Origin of the sequence: Streptomyces sp. NPDC050085 (genome assembly GCF_044460595.1) — a bacterium.
In the GTDB taxonomy this organism is placed as follows: Bacteria; Actinomycetota; Actinomycetes; order Streptomycetales; family Streptomycetaceae; genus Streptomyces.
The window spans coordinates 372060-389609 of sequence record NZ_JBITJZ010000005.1 but is presented as its reverse complement, the minus strand read 5'-3'; the positions used below and the strand labels follow the sequence as shown (position 1 = coordinate 389609).

Annotated in this window: 8 protein-coding genes; 1 reads left to right on the top strand and 7 read right to left on the bottom strand. The window is 74.7% G+C overall.

From position 1 onward, the window contains the following. Positions 1-72: 72 nt before the first annotated feature. Genes ACIBUY_RS21410 through ACIBUY_RS21380 form a run of 7 tightly spaced genes read right to left on the bottom strand, consistent with a single transcriptional unit; the run spans position 73 to position 16227 of the window. Positions 73-840 carry an SDR family NAD(P)-dependent oxidoreductase gene (locus ACIBUY_RS21410; RefSeq protein WP_399153348.1) on the bottom strand — a complete coding sequence of 256 codons (768 nt, stop codon included), beginning with the start codon at positions 838-840 and terminating at the stop codon, positions 73-75. After that, on the bottom strand, positions 837-1907 hold the full coding sequence (locus ACIBUY_RS21405; RefSeq protein ID WP_365561927.1) for a class I SAM-dependent methyltransferase: 1071 nt from the start codon (positions 1905-1907) through the stop codon (positions 837-839). The genes ACIBUY_RS21410 and ACIBUY_RS21405 overlap by 4 nt, the downstream gene beginning before the upstream one ends. Positions 1908-1927: 20 nt before the next feature. After that, positions 1928-3106, bottom strand: coding sequence for a glycosyltransferase (locus ACIBUY_RS21400; RefSeq protein ID WP_399153347.1), 1179 nt, complete (start codon positions 3104-3106; stop codon positions 1928-1930). Continuing rightward, on the bottom strand, positions 3103-3903 hold the full coding sequence (locus tag ACIBUY_RS21395; RefSeq protein ID WP_365561923.1) for an alpha/beta hydrolase: 801 nt from the start codon (positions 3901-3903) through the stop codon (positions 3103-3105). The genes ACIBUY_RS21400 and ACIBUY_RS21395 overlap by 4 nt, the downstream gene beginning before the upstream one ends. Continuing rightward, on the bottom strand, positions 3900-4205 hold the full coding sequence (locus ACIBUY_RS21390) for an acyl carrier protein (RefSeq protein WP_365561921.1): 306 nt from the start codon (positions 4203-4205) through the stop codon (positions 3900-3902). Before ACIBUY_RS21390 ends, ACIBUY_RS21395 begins: the two co-directional genes overlap by 4 nt. Beyond that, entirely contained in the window at positions 4202-8890 is a 4689-nt protein-coding gene (locus ACIBUY_RS21385) for a beta-ketoacyl synthase N-terminal-like domain-containing protein (protein ID WP_399153346.1), read from the bottom strand. The genes ACIBUY_RS21390 and ACIBUY_RS21385 overlap by 4 nt, the downstream gene beginning before the upstream one ends. A gap of 5 nt (positions 8891-8895) precedes the next feature. Continuing rightward, positions 8896-16227 (bottom strand): SDR family NAD(P)-dependent oxidoreductase, encoded by a 7332-nt coding sequence (locus ACIBUY_RS21380; protein ID WP_399153345.1) that lies wholly within the window; start codon positions 16225-16227, stop codon positions 8896-8898. Positions 16228-16414: 187 nt separating this feature from the next. Between ACIBUY_RS21380 and cobT the strand changes: the two genes are divergently transcribed. Then, positions 16415-17524, top strand: coding sequence for a nicotinate-nucleotide--dimethylbenzimidazole phosphoribosyltransferase (gene cobT, locus ACIBUY_RS21375; RefSeq protein ID WP_399153344.1), 1110 nt, complete (start codon positions 16415-16417; stop codon positions 17522-17524). Positions 17525-17550: the final 26 nt, after the last annotated feature.

Genomic DNA, 17550 nt, shown 5'->3' with positions numbered 1-17550 from the left:
GACGGGCCGCGGGACTGTGTGGCTGCTCGCGCCCACGCGGCGGAGCCGCACATCGACACAGTCCCGCGCCCCTTACGGGGCCGTGTATGCCCCGTCGATCGCGTGCACGCCCCCCGTCGCGAAGGACGCCCGCTCCGACAGCAGGAACGCCGTCATCTCCGCGACCTCCTCCGCCGCGCCCAGCCGGCCCGCCGGATGCAGGGACGTCAGCAGGTCGCGTACGCCCCGGTCCGCCTCCGCGAGGAGCGGCGTGTCGATGAAACCGGGGGCCACCGCGTTGACGCGGACGCCCTGGGCCGCGTACTCGATGGCCGCCGTCTTCGTCAGGCCGATCACAGCGTGCTTCGCCGCGCTGTACGCCGATGCGCCGAGGAAGCCGCAACTGCCCAGCACGGACGACATGTTGACGATGGCGCCGCCGCCCGCGGCGAGGATCGCGGGGAGCTGGTACTTCATGCCGTGGAAGACGCCGTCGAGGTTGACGGCGAGCACCCGGCGCCAGTCGGCGAGGTCGACGTCGGCGGTGAGGGCCGTCGGGGACGTGACGCCCGCGTTGTTCACCGCGAGGTGCAGCGCGCCGAAGGCGGCGACCGTGGTGTGTACGGCCGCCTCCATCTGCACCGGGTCGGTGACGTCGACGGTGAGCGCGATGGCGTGCGCGCCGGTCGCCGTGAGTTCGGCGGCGGCCTTGGCGGCGCCCTCCGGGTCCCGGTCGACGACGGCGACGGCCGCTCCGCCGGCGGCGAGGCGACGGGCGACCGCGAGGCCGATGCCGGAGGCCGCACCGGTCACGAAGGCGGTGCGGCCCGCGAACTCCCGTTCTGAGTGGGGGGAGTTCATGCGGCGTCGGGGTTGCGGCGGGCGATGACCCGGTACGCGTTGGAGAAGCTGGTGCGGCTGACCAGCGGGGCGAGGAGCTGGTCGGCGGCGTAGGCCGCGACGAAGGCGGGCGCCGCGGCGTACATCAGGATCTTGCGCAGCTTGCGCTGGGCGGCGCTGGGGACCTTGGAGCGCCACGGGTCGTCGGCGTCGGGCAGGTAGTGGCCCGCGAGGAGGGCGACGGCCGCGGTGAGGTCGAGGGGGACGTGCGGTTCGCGGCGGTCGACGGCGACGACCGTGTAGCCGAGCGCGGCCAGCTCCGTGCGGAGGTTGGCGAGCGGGATGAAGTGCAGGTGCTGCGGCTGGAAGTACGAGACCCACCACTTGCCGAGCAGCTTCGCGTAGCGGCACTCGGGGTCGGGCACCTCGATCATCAGGTGGCCGCCGGGGCGCAGGACGCGGTGGGCCGCCTTGAGTTCCTCGCGCGGGTCGAGGGAGTGCTCCAGGTAGTGGAACATGCTCATCGCGTCGTAGCGGCCCGCCAGTTGGGGCGCGAGGTCGGTGAGGAAGCCGCGGTGGGCTTCGTCGATGCGGCCCTCCTTGCGGCCCTCCTCGACGCCCTCGCTGATGTCGAGGCCGTCGAACGCCGTGTACGGCAGGACCTGCTTGGCGACCGCCGGGAAGTGGCCGTGGCCGGTGCCGACGTCCAGCCAGCTCTCGGGCTCCATGTGGTGGGCGAGGGCGCGGGCGCTGGCCTGGTAGCGCTTGGTGGAGGTCTGCGCGCCGAAGATCTTCTCGGCCTGGTCGGCGTAGAGGCCGTCGTAGAAGTCGCGGTAGTAGAAGTTGAGGCCCTCGGGGGTGAGCCGCGGGTTCTGGAACGAGTGGGCGCAGGACCGGCACTGGTCGATCGTGAACTCGCCGGGCTTGTGCTGGAGCAGGTCGGTGGTGCGCAGCCGGGTGCGGAGCTTGGTGGAGCCGCACCAGGGGCAGTCGGGGCGGCGGGGCTCGTGGAAGCGCTCGGTGCCCTGGGCGAGTTCGGTGAGGTAGGCGGGGCGGCGCTCGGCCACGGCCTGGATCGTGGGGGACATGAGGGTGTCGACTCCTGGTGCTATGTGGGGAGTTGGGCGAGGTGTACGGCGGCCGGGGTGTGCGCCTCGATGCGGTCGGCGGCCGCGGCCGCTCCCCCGGCGGCGCGGAAGGCGGCCTGGACGCGGAGGGCGGCGGCGCGGTGTTCGGGCTGGTTCAGTACGGCGTCGAGGGCGGCGCCCAGCTGGGTGCGTCCGGCGCGGCCGAAGCGGACGCGGACGCCTGCGCCCGCCTCGGTGACCTGGGCGGCGATGACCGGCTGGTCGTCCCTGATGGGGGCGACGACGAGGGGGACGCCGTGCCACAGGGACTCGGCGACGGTGTTGTGCCCGCCGTGGCAGACGACGGCGGACGCCCTTTCGAGGAGGGCGAGTTGGGGGATGCGGTGGGCGACGAGGACGGTGCCGTCGGAGCCGGTGTCGAGGACGCCGCCCGGGTCGGCGATCACCGCCTGGACGTGCCGCCCGCGCTGGTGGACGGCGGCGGCGGCCTCGGCGAGGAAGCGGGCTCCGGTGTCGGTGTTGGCGGTGCCGAGGGAGATCAGGACGAGGGAGCGGTCCGGGTCGAGCCACTCCCAGGGGAAGTCGGGGACGGGCCGCTCGGCGATCACCGGGCCGACCCAGTGGATGCCGTCGTACGGGACGGGCCCGGTCAACTCCGGTGTGGAGAAGGCGAGTACGCCGTACGGGGAGAAGCGCGGGTCGTGCGCGTGGCCCACCGGGTCGCCGATCGCGGCGCGCAGATCGGCGAGCAGCGCGGTGATCCAGTCGGCGACCTTCGGCATGGCGTCGAGGGCGCCGCTGAACTCGGCGGAGGTGGACGCGGAGGTCACGTGCGGGACGCCGAGCCGTTCGGCGACGAGGGCTCCGGCCAGGGCCTGCTGGTCGGCGACGACCACGTCGGGGCGGAACTCGGCGACGGCCCGCTCGACGCCGGGGGCCATGGCCTCGGCGAGCGGGGCGAAGAACTCCTCCCACAGGAACTGCAGGGCGGCGACACCGCGCAGCTCGGGCGGTCGGCGTACGTCGCCGGGGGTGTCGCACGCGTACAACTCGACGTCCGCACCCACCAGTTGGGTGAGGATCTCGGGGTGTCCCGCCCAGGCGACGCGATGGCCGCGCGCGGCGAGCTCGGCGGCGACGCCGATCAGCGGGTTGATGTGCCCGACGAGCGGCGGGACGACGAAGAGGTAGCGGCTCATGGTGCGGCCGCCGGTGTCGCGTCGTTCTCGCGGACCCAGTCGAGCAGCAGCGGACCGACCGTCTCCGGGGTGCCGACCAGGACCGAGTGGCCGTGGCCCTCGACCATCAGGGTGCGACAGTCCGGCAGCAGGCCTTCGAGCCAGGGGGCCATGTCGGCGAGGTCGGAGTTCGCCCCGTAGACCGCCATGACCGGGACGTCCAGCGTGCGCCAGCGGTCCTCGTCCGGGATGCGGCTGGCGGCGATGTCCTCGGCGATCGTCGTGCCGTGCAGCAGCCGCTGCGCCCAGCGCACCAGACGTGCCTCGTGGCGGCCGTACGTCTCCTCGATCCAGGGCAGCGTGCGGTCGTCGCGCAGCTTGTACGCGGACCCGGACAGCAGGCCGCTCATCTTCTTCGCCCAGGCGGCGGTGGGCGGCTCCGACTCGACCATGAGGACGCTCGCGACGCGGCCCGGGTGGTGCAGCGCGTAGTCGAGGGCGACGGTGCCGCCGAAGGAGTTGCCGACCAGGTGGACGGGGCGGGTCAGGTCCAGGGTGTCCAGGAGCGCGGCGAGGTCGCGGGTGAACTCCTGGATCCCGTAACCCTGTTGGGGGCGTTCGCTGCGGCCGTGGCCGCGCTGGTCGTACATGACGACGTCGTAGCCGGCCGCCGCGAACCGGGGGGCGACCGTGAAGTAGTACGACGTCAGGTTGTCGGTGGCGATGCCGTGGATGAGGACGACCGTCTCCGCGCCCTGCCCCTGCGTGCCGAGGCGTTCGACGTTGAGGCGGGTGCCGCCCGCGTCGAGTGTCGTCATCGCAGTTGCCCAACGACATAGCGGACCACCTGGCCGACGGAGAGCCCGATGATCTCGGAGAGGTCGAGGGAGGCGAACCAGGCGGGGAAGTCGACGCGGTCGCCGTAGCGGCGGCGCAGTTCCCCGGTGAGCGTGACCAGGTCGATGGACTCCAGGTCGAGGTCCTCCACGAACCGGGTGTCCATGGTGACCTCGGTGAACTCCAGCTCGTCCGGGTCGAGGACCGTGCCGAGCACGTCGGTGAGCTCGGCGAGGACGCTCTCCTCGGTGGTGTACGCCTGGTGGGCGGGGGTGGTGGTCATGGGGTCTCCTCGTGGGCGGGGTCCGGAACGGGCGGGACTGTCCAGGCGACCACGTAGCTGCGAGGCGGCAGGCCCGGCGGGTTGGCCGTCTCGGCGAGCCGTACGTGGTGCGTGCGATGGGCGGGGGCGGGTCCCCGTACGGTCACGGTGTCGCCGCCGGTCAGGTCCGTGACGAGGAAGTCGCGCGGGCGGCCCTGCAGGCCGGTGCCCTCGGCCTTCGCGGCGGCCTCCTTCGCGGACCAGAACCGGGTCAGGACGCGGGCCGGGTCCGTGCCGAGGCCGGTGAGCTCCTCGAACAGGGGGCGCTCCGTGGGGGCGAGCACGGCGTCGTACGTCGCCTCGGGGCGCTCGGTGATCTCCTCGACGTCGATGCCGACGGGGCCCTGCTCGACGGGGCGGGCGAGGGCGACGCCCGCCTCGGCGCAGTGCGCCAACGACAGGGCGAGCGGCGGGAGTTCGCGGCCGTGGACACCCTCGGGGGCGGGAGCGCCCGTGGGCTTGTTGCGGATGCGGACCTCACCGGGGAAGACGGGTCCCTCGCCGCTCTTCCACAGGTGCCTGCGGACGGCGTCCTTCGCGGCGATGCGGCCGAGGAACCACTGGCGTCTGCCGCGCGGCGGGTGCTCGGCGTACTGGCGGCGTTCGTCGCCCGCGAGCTGGTTGCGCATCATCAGGTCGCGGGAGGCCGGGTCGGGCCAGTACTCGAAGACGAGCTGCCAGCCGCCGGGCTGTTCGTCGGAGAGGGTGTGCTCGGCGGGGCGGCGCTTGACCGGGTCGATGCGGGCCGGCGAGTCGAAGCGGCGGTCCTGCCAGCCGGTGATCTCGGCCCAGACCGTGCCCGTCTCCCGGTGGATCAGCTGGACGTCCGCCTCCAGGACCGTCTCGGTGAGCGCCGTGACGCGGATGTCGCAGGTGACCTCGGCGCCGGGGGCCGGGTGCGGGCCGTGGAAGCGGGCCTCCTGGATGCCGACCGGGAAGACGACGGTGCGGTCGGTGTGCGTCGCCATCAGCCAGTAGCCGAGGAGCTGGCCCACGTTGTCGAGGAGCGCGCCCGGGGCGGGGGGCGTGGTCAGGGTGCCGCGCACGTGCCGGTCGCCGACGGCCTCGATGTGCGTGACGCCGCGGAACAGCGGGCCGTGGAACATCCAGCGCTCGTCGTACATCTCCTGGGCGGAGGTGGTGGGTCGGCGCTCCGGGGCCGTGGGGGCGGGCCAGGGGGCGGGGGGCGCGGGGTGGGCGGCGGCCGTGACGAGCGTCGCGCGGGCGTATCTGTCGAACGTGACGTCGTGGGTGCCCGGGGCCGTCTCCGTCGTCTCGAGGGTGACCTGGGTCGGGGGCTGCGCCACCACCCACTCCTGGAAGCGGGCGTTCTTGACGGTGGTGGTCGTACCCGGGACGGCGTCCGTCATCAGCTGGACGATGGTCGTGGCCGGGACGATGGGCCAACGGTCGGCGATGTCGGGCCAGTTGGGGGGCTGCTGGAAGAAGCAGTGGTCTTGCAGGTACGGGTGGGTGTCCACGCCGAGTTGGAGTGTGCGGGTTGTTGTGGTGCGGGTGGGCGCCTTCGCGTCTGCCGGGGGCGGGTTCGTTGGCGGGTGCGGCTTCGTCGTGGCTGGTCGCGCCCCGCGGCGGAGCCGCATGTCGGCACTGTCCCGCGCCCCTTCAGGGCGCATCTTGAACAGCTCTGTCGCTGCGGTTGCCGTCTCGGCGAGGAGTGCCTGCAGTTCGGCTGCCACCGGGAAGTCCGTTGCCAGGGGCGCCAGTTGATCGCCCGGCGCGCCCAGCGTCAGGCGCAGCCGGTCGCGTACCGCCTTGTCCAGGGTGACCAGGCCCGCGCCCAGGTCGATCGGGACCGTGTGGGACGTCGCGCCTCGCGGGGTGGTGGTGCCGCGCAGGGCGCTGAAGTCGGGTTCGGTGCCGTACGTCCACAGGGCCGCCGCCACGCGCAACAGCTGCGACATCCCCGTGTGGCGGGCGGAGTTGGCCGTGACCGCGAGGTGGTCGCGGGTCGCCAGGGTGTCGCCGACGAGAGCCGGGAGCTGGCCCACGCCCGGCTGGACGAACGCGCGGAACCCGGCGGCGTAGAGGGACTCGGTGAGTTCGCGGAAGCGGACGCGTTCGAGGAGGTGGCGGACGAAGAGCGCGCGGACGGCGGGGGCCTCGGGCGGGAAGGGGGCCGCCGTGGTGCCCGACCAGACCGGGGTGTGCGGCGCGTGCAGGGTGAAGGTCTCGCTGGCGCGGCGGATCGGGTCGACGTACGGGGCCAGCATCGGCGTGTGGAAGCCGGACTCGAACGGGAGGACCTGGCCGAGGACACCCTCGGCCCGCAGGCGTGCGGTGAGGGTCTCGACCTGGTCGGCGGGGCCGCAGGCGAGGGACTGGCGCGGCGCGTTGTCGTGGGAGACGACGACCCCGGGGAGACCGGTGAGGGCGGCCTCGACCTGGCTCGCGGGGGCGCCGAACGCGCCGAAGGCGAGCCCGGGCACACGCAGCGCCGTCGGGTCGAAGTCCCGTAGGAACAGGTCGACTTCGGCGTCCGTGAACATGCCGCCCGCGACCATCGCGGTCCACTCCCCCACGCTGTGGCCCGCGACGGCGTCGGGGGTGATGCCCGCGCGGCGCAGCGCCTCGGTGAGGAAGCGGCCCGTCTCGACGACGGCGGCACCGTGCCGGCCGACGTCGCCGACGGCCGCGGTGCGGGCGGGTGAGGCGATCTTGAAGTGGGCTGCCACGTCGGCGAGTTGGGGGTCGTACTCGGCTTCCAGGCCCGGGTAGAGGTACGCGACCTTGCCGCCCGCGGGGCCGAGGAGGGGGCGCGGGGCGTGCCAGACGTCGGTGCGGCCCGGCCAGGGCTTGGCGGCGGCGGTGGCCTTGCGGGCGAGCGCGAGGCGTTTGGGGGTGGGGTCGAGGACGGCCAGGCGGGCGTGGCCCTCGCCCTGCTCGGCACGTCGCAGGGTGGCGTCGTCGGCGGTGAGCAGCTCGGCGAGCTGCTGCGGGGTGTCGGCGGCCAGGCGCAGGAGGGCGGGCGGCTCGTTCACCACGACCCGGGGCGCCTGCGGCGGGCGTACGGGAGTGGGGGGCTGCTCCAGGATCACGTGGGCGTTGATGCCGCCGAAGCCGAAGGCGTTGACCGCGGCCCTGCGTACGTCGCCGGTCCACTGGCGCGCCTCGGGCAGGGGGCGGAAGCGGGTCGGCAGGAGGTCGGGGTGCGGGTCGTCGCAGTGCGGGGCGGGCGGCAGGACGCCGTGGTGGATCGCCAGGGACGCCTTGATGAGGCCCGCGACACCGGCGGCCGGCATGGTGTGGCCGATGAGGGACTTGACCGTGCCGATGACCGCGTCGGGTTCGCCGCCGGTGCCGAACACGTCGGCGAGGGTGGCGAGTTCGGCACCGTCGCCGTTCGGGGTGCCGGTGCCGTGCGCTTCGAGGAGGCCGAGCGCGTCCGGCGCCTTCGGGTCGAGGCCCGCGGCCTGCCAGGCGAGGCGGACGGCGCGGGCCTGGCCGCCGGGGTCCGGGTTGACGAGGGAGGCGGCGCGGCCGTCTCCCGCGACGCCGATGCCGCGGACCACGGAGTAGATGCGGTCGCCGTCGCGCAGGGCGTCGTCGAGGCGCTTGAGGACGACGACGCCGGTGCCCTCGCCCATCAGGACGCCGTCGGAGTCCTTGTGGAAGGGGCGGCTGCGCTGGGACGGGGAGAGCGCCTTGAGCTGGGCGAAGACCGACCAGAGGGTGATGTCGTGACAGTGGTGGACGCCGCCCGCGAGCATCACGTCGCAGCGGCCGCTGGCCAGTTCCGCCACCGCGTGGTCCAGAGCGACGAGGGAGGAGGCGCAGGCCGCGTCGACGGTGTAGGCGGGGCCGCGCAGGTCGAGGCGGTTGGCGATGCGGGACGCGGCGAAGTTCGGGACGAGGCCGATGACGGACTCGGGGGTGTCGGGTCCGGCGAGTGCGGAGCGGAAGGCGGTGCGGATCGCGGCGAGCCGCTCGTCGGGCAGCTCCGGCAGCAACTCGCGCAGGGTGCGGGTGAGTTGGGCCGCGGTGCGCACGCGCTGGTCGAGGCGGGCCAGGCCTGCGGTGAGGTAGCCGCCGCGGCCGAGGATCACGCCGACGCGGGCGGGGTCCGGCAGCCGGTCCGGGCCGCCCGCGTCCCTGATCGCCTCGGCGGCGGTGCGCAGGGCGATGAGCTGGTCGGGTTCGGTGGCCGGGACCGAGCCCGGCATCAGGCCGAACGCGGTCGGGTCGAAGGCGGCCAGCTCGGGCAGCCCGTCGACGAATCCGCCGCGGCGGCAGTAGATGTCGCCGGGCCCGTCCCCGTAGTAGGTGTCCGTGTCCCAGCGGGAGGACGGCACGTCGCTGAGGCTGTCGGTGCCCGTCGCGATGTTGCGCCAGTACGTGTCCAGGTCCGCGGCCCCGGGGAAGGTGACGGCCATGCCGACGACCGCGACGGGGCACTGCGTGGTTCGGGCGGGACTCGGGGCCGGGGTCTGCTTCGCCGGGGTCTTCTTCCGGGGGGCCAGGGTCGTGGTGGCCGGGGTCAGCAGGGTCCAGGGGGTTCGCGTGGGCGTACCGGAGTCGGGGCCGGGCCGTGTTCGAGCGGTTGCCCGGCGCTCGGGTGCCGCCTTGCCCACCCGTGCCGCCCCAGGCGGCAGACTGCCCAAGGCGGGGGCGTGTTCGTGTTCAGGCATGCGGGTCACCAGGCCGATGCCGTGTAGACGACCTCGTCCGTGTCCGTGTCGCCCCAGGCCAGTTCGCGCAGCAGGGCGAGGACGCCTTCCTCGGGGTCGATGAGGGCGATGTCGCGCCGTGCGTACTCGCGGGCGAGTTCGGGCGTGACCATGCCGTCGTGGCCGCCGGTCGGGGCCCACGGGCCCCAGTGGACGGTGAGGGCCCGCTGCCCGGTGGCGTCGCGCCAGCGGCGGCCGAGGGAGGCCAGGGCGTCGTTGGCGGCGGCGTAGTCGCACTGGCCGCGGTTGCCGAAGACGGCCGAGATGGAGCCGAACAGGACGGTGAAGCGCGGGAGTTCGGGCAGTCGGTGCATGGCCGCGAGGAGGGTGCGGGCGCCGTCGACCTTGGTGCCGTAGACCCGGGTGAAGGAGTCCGCGTCCTTCGCCTCGATCAGCTTGTCCTCGATGACACCGGCCGCGTGGACGACGCCGTCGACCCTGCCGTACCGCCCGTACACCTCCTTGATCGCCTGCTGGACGGCCTCCGCGTCGCGCAGGTCGACCGAGCGGTAGCGGGCCGTGCCGCCCGCCGCGTGGATCTCGTCGAGGGTGGCGCGGACCTCGCGGGCGGCGAGGATCCGGGTCGCCGCACGGTCGATCTCGCGTACGGGGATGCCGCGGGCGGCGAGGGCCGAACGCAGCGCCTGCTTGTCGCGGGCCTCGGGGAACTCGTCTGCGCCGTCCGGGAGTTCGGTGCGGCCGAGGAGTTCGATGCGGCAGCGGGCGGCGGTGGCGAGGGTCACCGCGAAGCGGGCCGTGATGCCGCGGGCGCCTCCCGCGAGCACGACCACCGAGTCCGGGCCGAGGCCGAGCAGCGCCGCCTCGACGGCCCCGTCGCCGGCCGGGCCCGCGCCTCCGCCGCCGAGGAGGCCGAGCGGCTTCTCGTACGGTTCCACGCCCCGCCGTGAGCTGTCGGTGCGCAGGACGACCGGGGCCCGGTCGGGGGCCGTCAACTCCTCGACCAGCGCTTCGGCCTGGTCGGCCGGGGCCCAGCCGCCGTCCAGGTCGACGATGCGGGCGGTGGTGTCCGGGCACTCGCGGGCGACGGTGCGGAAGAAGCCGCTGAGGCCGTTGGTGTCGCCGGGGTAGCGGGCGCAGAGCAGCCAGCGGGGGTTGCGGCGCAGGGCCTGCCGGAAGAGGGGGTAGGCGGTGGGGAGCAGGGGCTCGCCCACCGGGGACAGGGCGCCGACGTGGATCAGGCCGTCGAGGGGGCCCGCGTGCCCTTCGAGGTCGCCGTCGCTTCGGGTGGCCGTGGCGCCGAGGGCGGTGAGGCGGGTGATCAGGGCCTGTGCGACGGGGGTTCCGTCGCCGGTGACGAGGAAGTGGCGGCCGGTCAGGTCGCCCGGGGTGCCGGCGGGGTCGAGGGGGACGGGGCGGAGGAGGTGGCGGGTGGGGGCGCCGACCAGGGGGGCCGGGGTGTGCTCTCCCCGGGTCTTCTCCTCGGCCTCGGCATCACCGCCGGGGCCGCTCTCATCGGCACCCGGGGTCGACCTTCCGGCGGCCGGGCCACCACCCGGGCCCATCTCATCCGCACCCGGGGCCAGGCGCTCCGCACCGGGTTCACCCTCCGGGCCCGTCTCATCCGCACCCGGGGTCGGGTGCCGCCTTGCCCACCCTGCCGCCCCAGGCGGCAGATTGCCCAAGGCGGGGGCGGTGACGGGGGTGGTGGCGGGTACGGCCTCCGCAGGTTCCGCACCGCCCGCTCGCGACCCGGCCCCGGTCCTCTCCTCCAGCCACCCCGCGATCGCCGCCGCGGTCCGTGCCCGCGTCAGTTCCTCCAGCTCCGCATCCGGCAGGGACCGCAGGTCCACACCCGAACCCAACAGCCGCTTGCCCAGCTCCCCCGCGATCTCCGTCCGCTTGATCGAGTCCACACTCAAGTCGGCCTCGAGGTCCAGGTCCGGCTCGATCATCTCCACCGGATAACCCGTACGCTCCGCGATCACCCCCAACACCGTTGCCAGAACATCCAGTTGAGGCACCGCAGCCGGAGCGGGCGCCGGTGTCGACGCCGGAGCCGGCCCCGGCGTCGTCACCCTCGGCTCCAGCCACGCCGTGATCGCCGCCGCGGTCCGCGCCCGCGTCAGTTCCTCCAGCTCCGCATCCGGGAGCGACCGCAGGTCCACACCCGAACCCAACAGCCGCTTGCCCAGCTCCCCCGCGATCTCCGTCCGCTTGATCGAGTCCACACTCAAGTCGGCCTCGAGGTCCAGGTCCGGCTCGATCATCTCCACCGGATAACCCGTACGCTCCGCGATCACCCCCAACACCGTTGCCAGAACGTCCAGTTGGGCGGGCTGGGCCACTGGTTCAGCCACGACCACCTCGGCCACCGGCTCAGCCGCGACCGCCTCCGCCGCGACCACCACCGGCCCCGGCGGCGCCACCACCGCCCCGCCTCCCCCGCCCCCGAAGTACGTCAGAAGTACGTCCCGCTGCGCCGCCACCATCTCGCGGCTGCTGCGCAGGAACTCGTGCAGGAGGTCGTCAGGAGAGGGAGTACTGCCGGTCACGAGGGTCGCCTCCAGGTCAGGGGCCAGGTCGGACAGCGGAGCGGACAGGCGGCGCGCGGGGCGCAGTGCCCCCGGCAGATGGGCGCCGTCGGCCGTGCGGACGAGGTGGCCGTCGACCGTCCAGCCGGGCCGGGCCGGCACGGCGTCGGGGTCGGCGATGCGCGCGTCGCGCCCGGCGAACAGGCGGGACGCCGCGACGGGGACCCCGGCGACGGCGAGCCGGGCGAGGGCCTCGAGGTGGCCGCGGAGCCCGGCGTCGGGCCGCGGCTCGAACGGCACGGCGGTGTGCGGCCGGTCGCCGAGGATCTTGCCGACGAGCCCGGTGAGGACGGTGCCGGGGCCCGCCTCGACGAAGATCCGCGCACCCGCGTCGTACATCGCCTCGATCTGCTCGGCGAACCGGACGGGCGCGCCGAGCTGTTCGGCCAGGTGACCGCGGACGTCGGCCGCGTCGTCGGGGTAGCGGGTGCCGGTGAGGTTGGCCCAGACCGGGAACTCGGGTGTGCGGACGCTCTCGCGGGCGAGGGCGTCGGCGAACACCGGGACGGCGTCCGCCACCAGCGGGCTGTGGAAGGCGCACGCGACGGGCAGCGGCCGGGCCCCGAACCCGGCCGCTGCCAGAGCGTCCACCGCACGGGCGACCGCGGCCGTGGGGCCGGAGATCACCGTCTGGGCGGGCGCGTTGTGGTTGGCGGCGACGACCTCGCGGGCGAGGTGTGCCTCCGCCAGGACCCGGGCCACGTCGTCGGCCCCGGCGGCGACGGCCGCCATCGTGCCGGCGTCGTCGCCGAGGTGGTCGAGGATCGCGTCGGCGCGGGCGCGGCTGAGCGGTCCGAGCCGGGCCGGGTCGAGGGAACCGGCCGCGCACAGCGCGGTCAGTTCGCCGTAGGAGTGGCCCGCGGCCATGTCGGCGCGGACGCCGAGGGAGTGCAGGACGTCGTAGGCCGCCAACGAGACGGCGCCCAGGGCGGGTTGGGCGCTGCGCGTGTCGGTGAGGCGGGCACGCTGGGCGTCACGCTCGGCCGCGTCGAAGGCGGTCGGCGGGAACAGCGCGTCGACGGGCGCCTCGGCGAGGTGGCGCTGGGTCTCGGGGAAGGCGGCGAAGAGCTCGGCGAGCATGCCGGGCCGCTGGCTGCCCTGTCCGGGGAAGAGGAAGGCCACCTTGCCTTCGGACGACAGCTCCGCCCCGTCGCCCGCCCGGAAGATCCCGGCGGCACTCTCACCCGCCCCCAGCCGGCCGAGCAGAACGCCGAGTTCGTCGAGGGAGTCCGCGACGACCGCCGCCTCGACCGGGCCCCGGGCCTGTTCGGCGCGGCGGGCCGCGGTGAACGCCAGGTCACGCAGCGTCCAGGGACGTCCGGCCTGGTCGTTGGCCGCGCACAGCTGGGCGAGCGCGTCCACGGCGGCCGCCGAGCGGAACACGAACAGCTCGGCGGGCCAGGCGTCGGCCCCGTGCCGCGGCGGGACGGCATGTTCGTACGCCCGCATGACCACGTGGAAGTTGGTGCCGCCGAAGCCGAACGCGCTGATTCCGGCGACGCGCCGGGCGGCCGGGGCGGACCAGGGGCGGGTGCGGTCGAGGAAGGCGAAGGGGCTGTTCTCGATGCCGGTCCAGGCCGGGTTGGGCTCGCCGATGTGCAGGGTCGGCGGGCGCACCCCGGTGTGCAGGGCGAGGGCGGTCTTGATGAGTCCGGCGAGGCCCGCGGCGCACTTGGTGTGCCCGATCTGGGACTTGACCGAGCCCACCACGCAGCCGCCGGGCTCGGCACCCGCCTCGGTGAACACCTCGCTCAGGACGCCCAGTTCGGTCCGGTCGCCGACCACGGTCCCGGTGCCGTGCGCCTCGACGAGTCCGACCTCGGCGGGCGAGATGCGGGCCTGTGCGTACGCCCGCTCCAGTGCGGCGCGCTGGCCCTCGCGGCGCGGCGCGGTGAGCCCGAGGGCCCGTCCGTCGCTGGCGGCGCCGACGCCCTTGATGACGGCGTAGATCCGGTCGCCGTCGCGCTCGGCGTCGGCGAGCCGCTTCAGCACCACGCAGGCGACGCCCTCACCGAGGGCGATGCCGTCCGCGTCGGCGGCGAAGGGGCGGCAGCGCCCGGTCTTCGACAGCGCGTGCACGGAGGAGAAGAGGAGGTAGTCGTTGATGCCGTTGTGCAGGTCGGCGCCGCCGCACAGCGCCATGTCCGAGGTGCCGCTCGCCAGTTCCTTGCAGGCGACGTCGACGGCGGTGAGGGACGAGGCGCAGGCCGCGTCGACCGTGTAGTTGGCGCCGCCGAGGTCGAGGCGGTTGGCGATCCGGCCGGAGATGACGTTGGCGAGGACGCCGGGGAAGGAGTCCTCCGTCAACTGCGGGAGCTGTTCGGCGAGTTCGTCCGGGAGGCGACCGACGTACGACGGGAGCACGGTGCGCAGCGTCGTCGCGTTCGAGGTGTCGCTGCCCGCCTCCGCGCCGAACACGACGCAGGTGCGCTCACGCGGGAACTCCCGCTTCCCGTAAGGGTCGTAGCCCGCGTCGACCAGGGCCCGGCGCGCCGCTTCCAGGGCGAGCAGCTGCACCGGCTCGATGCTCGCGAGGGACGCGGGCGGAATCCCGTACGCCAGGGCGTCGAAGGGGATCCGCGGCAGGAAGCCGCCCCACTTGGAGGCGGAGACGTCCTCGGCGCTCGCGCCCTCGCCGTAGTAGAGCGCGGGGTCCCAGCGGTCGGCGGGGACCTCGGTGACGGCGTCGACGCCGCCGAGGACGTGCGCCCAGAAGGTGGGCAGGTCCTCGGCCTGCGGGAACATGCCCGCCATGCCGACCACGGCGATGTCGAGCGGCGCGGGGGCCGCCGCTTCCTCGCCGACCTGCTTGTCCCGTACGGGAATCGAGGGCGCCCGGCGCTCGTAGAAGGCCGCCGCGCCCTCCGTCACGCCGTCGTGCAGCCGGGCGATGGTGGTGGTCCGGTCGCGGAGCACGGCGACCTCGCCCGCCATGAACATCCCGTCGCCGAGCTGGCGCCGCTCGTCGACGTCGACGAGTTCGTCGCCGATCCGCTCGATGCCCTTGCTGGCGATGCGCAGGCGGCCGACGTTGAGCCGCTCGAGCTCCTCCCAGGCCTGCCGGTCGGGCACGCCCTGCTCCCGCAGTTCGTCCTTGAGCTGCTGGTACGCGTCCGAGAACGGGCTCGGGACACAGCGCGTCGCGTGCCCGGGCGCCGTGTGGAGCAGAGCAGTGCTCTCGGCGGTGAGCACCTGTCTCTGGAAGAGCGGCTGGATGGCGCCCGAGGCCACCGCCTCCTCCGTGAACAGGTACGCCGTGCCCATCAACACGCCCACGGACACGCCGCGTTCGGTGAGATCGGCGGCGAGCGCGGCGACCATCGCGGCCGACCGCTCGTCGTGGATGCCGCCCGCGAACAGCACCTGCACGTCCGCCGGGTCCGTCCCCTGCCCCTCCTTCGAGTCGAGGAAGGACTCCAGGACCGCGAGCTGCGCCTCCCACAGCGGGAAGCTGTTGCGCGGCCCGATGTGCCCGCCGCACTCGGCACCCTCGAAGACGAAGCGCCGGGCGCCGGACGCGAGGAACTGGCCGAGCAGCCCCGGCGAGGGGACGTGGAGGAAGGTGCGGATGCCGTCCGCCTCCAGGTCCGCGGCCTGCGAGGGGCGGCCGCCCGCGATGATGACGTGGGTCGGGCGCAGCTCGCGTACGGCGTCGAGCTGGGCGGTGCGCACCTCCTCCGGCGCGAAGCCGAGGATCCCGACGCCCCAGGGCCTGTCGCCGAGCGCGGCCTTCGTCTGCTCCAGCATGGTGCGGGTCTGGGCGGGCGCGGCGAGGGCGAGCGCGATGAACGGCAGTCCGCCGCCGTCGGCGACCGCGGCGGCGAATCTCGCCTGGTCGCTGACCCGCGTCATCGGCCCCTGCGCGATCGGCAGCCGCGTCCCCAGGGCGCGGCACATGCCGGTCCCGGGGCGCAGGGCGTCGGCGGCGCCCGGGCGGGCGGCCCGCGCGATGCCGCCGCGTACCGCTTCGACGGCGCCCGCGACCGTCCCGTACTTCTCGGCGAACCGGGCCGCGAGGAAGGCGTCCTGGCCGAGCGGCAGCAGCCGGGCGTGCAGTTCGGCGGGGACGCCGGGGCGGCGCCGGTCGAGGACCCGCTGCCCGTTCACGACGACGGTCTCGGTGCCGTCGGCGGTGCGCAGGAGCGTGCCCACGGCGGGCGGCACCTGCGCCTCTTCGAGCAGCGCCAGCTGGACGTCGAGGACGACGCCGGCGGCGCCCGCGAGGACGGCGGCAGCGGCGGTGCGCGGTCCGATGCCGCCCCACGCCCACACCGGCACGGCCCCGCCGACGGCCTCCAGGACCTGCTGGAGCAGCACGAACGTCGACAACTCCCCGCTGGGGCCGCCGCATTCACTGCCCCGGACGACGATGCCCGCGGCCCCCTCGGCGAGGGCCTCCCCGGCCCGCGCGACGTCCCGCACCTCGGCGAGCACGACCGGCGCCTGGACGTGGCCCACGCGCCAGGCGGCGTCGGGGGCGAGCAGCACGGTGTGCGGGCCGGCGCCCGCCGGGTCCCGGAGCTCGTCGGGGTGCAGGGCGCAGTCGGCCGGGATCCGGACGCCGAAGGCGCCGGGGGCCCAGTCGCGGGCGAGGGCGAGCGCCTCACGGGCCCGGCGGCCGCCCCCTCCGAGGTCGATCACGCCGAGGCCGCCGGCGCGGCTGACGGCGACGGCGAGGCGGGCGTCGGGTTCCCCGAACGGGCTGACGCCGATGACGGTGGGGGGCGTCGCGGTGAGCACGGTCACGGGCGAGAGCTCCTGTACTGAGACGAGCACTGACGAGCACTGCGGTACGACAATCCGATACAAACGGGAACGTAAGGGATCACCAGCAACCGTGCAATGACGCTATGGAGTCAATGCATCACATGGCGTAACTAACCGTCAGAAGGCGGCCCCGGCAGGCGCGATCGCGGCCGGTACTGTTCGGCGAATGAGCTCGCTGAATCTCGACGACTTCACCGATCTGATCGAGCGCCCCGACGGCGGGACACGCCGCGACGCGGAGGAGCGCAGGGCCCGCTTCGCCGTGCCGCCGGGCGCTCTCGGCCGCCTCGACGAACTGGGCGAGTGGCTCTCGGCCGCCCAGGGAACCGTGCCCGTGCGGCCGGTCGACCAGCCCCGCGTGGTCGTCTTCGCGGGCGACCACGGCGTCGCCGGGCTCGGCGTGTCGAAGCGCGCCGCGGGCACGGCCGCCGCTCTGGTCCGCGAGGCGCTGGAGGGCGCGAGCGCCGGCGCGGTGCTCGCCCGGCGGCTCGGCGTCGGCGTACGGGTCGTCGACATGGCGCTCGACTGCGAGCCGGACGAGCTGCCCGCGGAGGTCGTGCGTCACCGGGTGCGGCGCGGTTCGGGGAGCATCGACACCGAGGACGCGCTCACCCTCGAAGAGGCCGAGGCGGCGTTCCGCGCGGGCATGGCGATCGCCGACGAGGAGGCCGACTCCGGTACGGATCTGGTGGTGCTCGGCGACCTCAGCGTCGGTGGCACCACGGCCGCGGCGACGCTCATCGCCGCGCTGTGCGGCACGGACGCCTCGGTCGTCACCGGGCGCGGCGGCGACCCCATCGACGACCTCGCCTGGATGCGCAAGTGCGCGGCGGTGCGCGACGCGCTGCGCCGGGCCCGGCCCGTCCTGGGCGACCAGTTGCAGCTCCTTGCGACGGTGGGCGGCGCGGACCTCGCGGCGGCGACCGGGTTCCTGCTGCAGTCCGCGGTGCGCCGTACGCCGGTGATCCTGGACGGCGTCGTGTCGGCGGCCTGCGCGCTGGTCGGCCAGCGCGTCGCGTTCCGGGCGCCGGACTGGTGGCTGGCCGCCCACGTCAGCGGCGAGCCCGCGCAGGCCAAGGCCCTGGACCGGATGGCGATGGAGCCGCTGCTCGACCAGGGCGTACAGGTGGGCGGCGGCGCGGGCGGCCTGCTCGTCCTGCCGCTGGTCCAGGCGGCGGCCGCGCTGGCGGCGGAACTCCCGGAGGCCGAGCAGCCGAAGCCGTCCGAGGACGACGGCGACGACGCGGGCACGGGCCCGGACGAGGGCGACAGCTAGAAACTGCCCCGGGTCGGCGGCGCACC

What these genes read in the sequence shown, in the direction of transcription:
- ACIBUY_RS21410 (WP_399153348.1), bottom strand. Translation starts at nt 840, where the DNA reads ATGAACTCCCCCCACTCAGAACGGGAGTTCGCGGGCCGCACCGCCTTC.
- ACIBUY_RS21405 (WP_365561927.1), bottom strand. Translation starts at nt 1,907, where the DNA reads ATGTCCCCCACGATCCAGGCCGTGGCCGAGCGCCGCCCCGCCTACCTC.
- ACIBUY_RS21400 (WP_399153347.1), bottom strand. Translation starts at nt 3,106, where the DNA reads ATGAGCCGCTACCTCTTCGTCGTCCCGCCGCTCGTCGGGCACATCAAC.
- ACIBUY_RS21395 (WP_365561923.1), bottom strand. Translation starts at nt 3,903, where the DNA reads ATGACGACACTCGACGCGGGCGGCACCCGCCTCAACGTCGAACGCCTC.
- ACIBUY_RS21390 (WP_365561921.1), bottom strand. Translation starts at nt 4,205, where the DNA reads ATGACCACCACCCCCGCCCACCAGGCGTACACCACCGAGGAGAGCGTC.
- ACIBUY_RS21385 (WP_399153346.1), bottom strand. Translation starts at nt 8,890, where the DNA reads ATGCCTGAACACGAACACGCCCCCGCCTTGGGCAGTCTGCCGCCTGGG.
- cobT (WP_399153344.1), top strand. Translation starts at nt 16,415, where the DNA reads ATGAGCTCGCTGAATCTCGACGACTTCACCGATCTGATCGAGCGCCCC.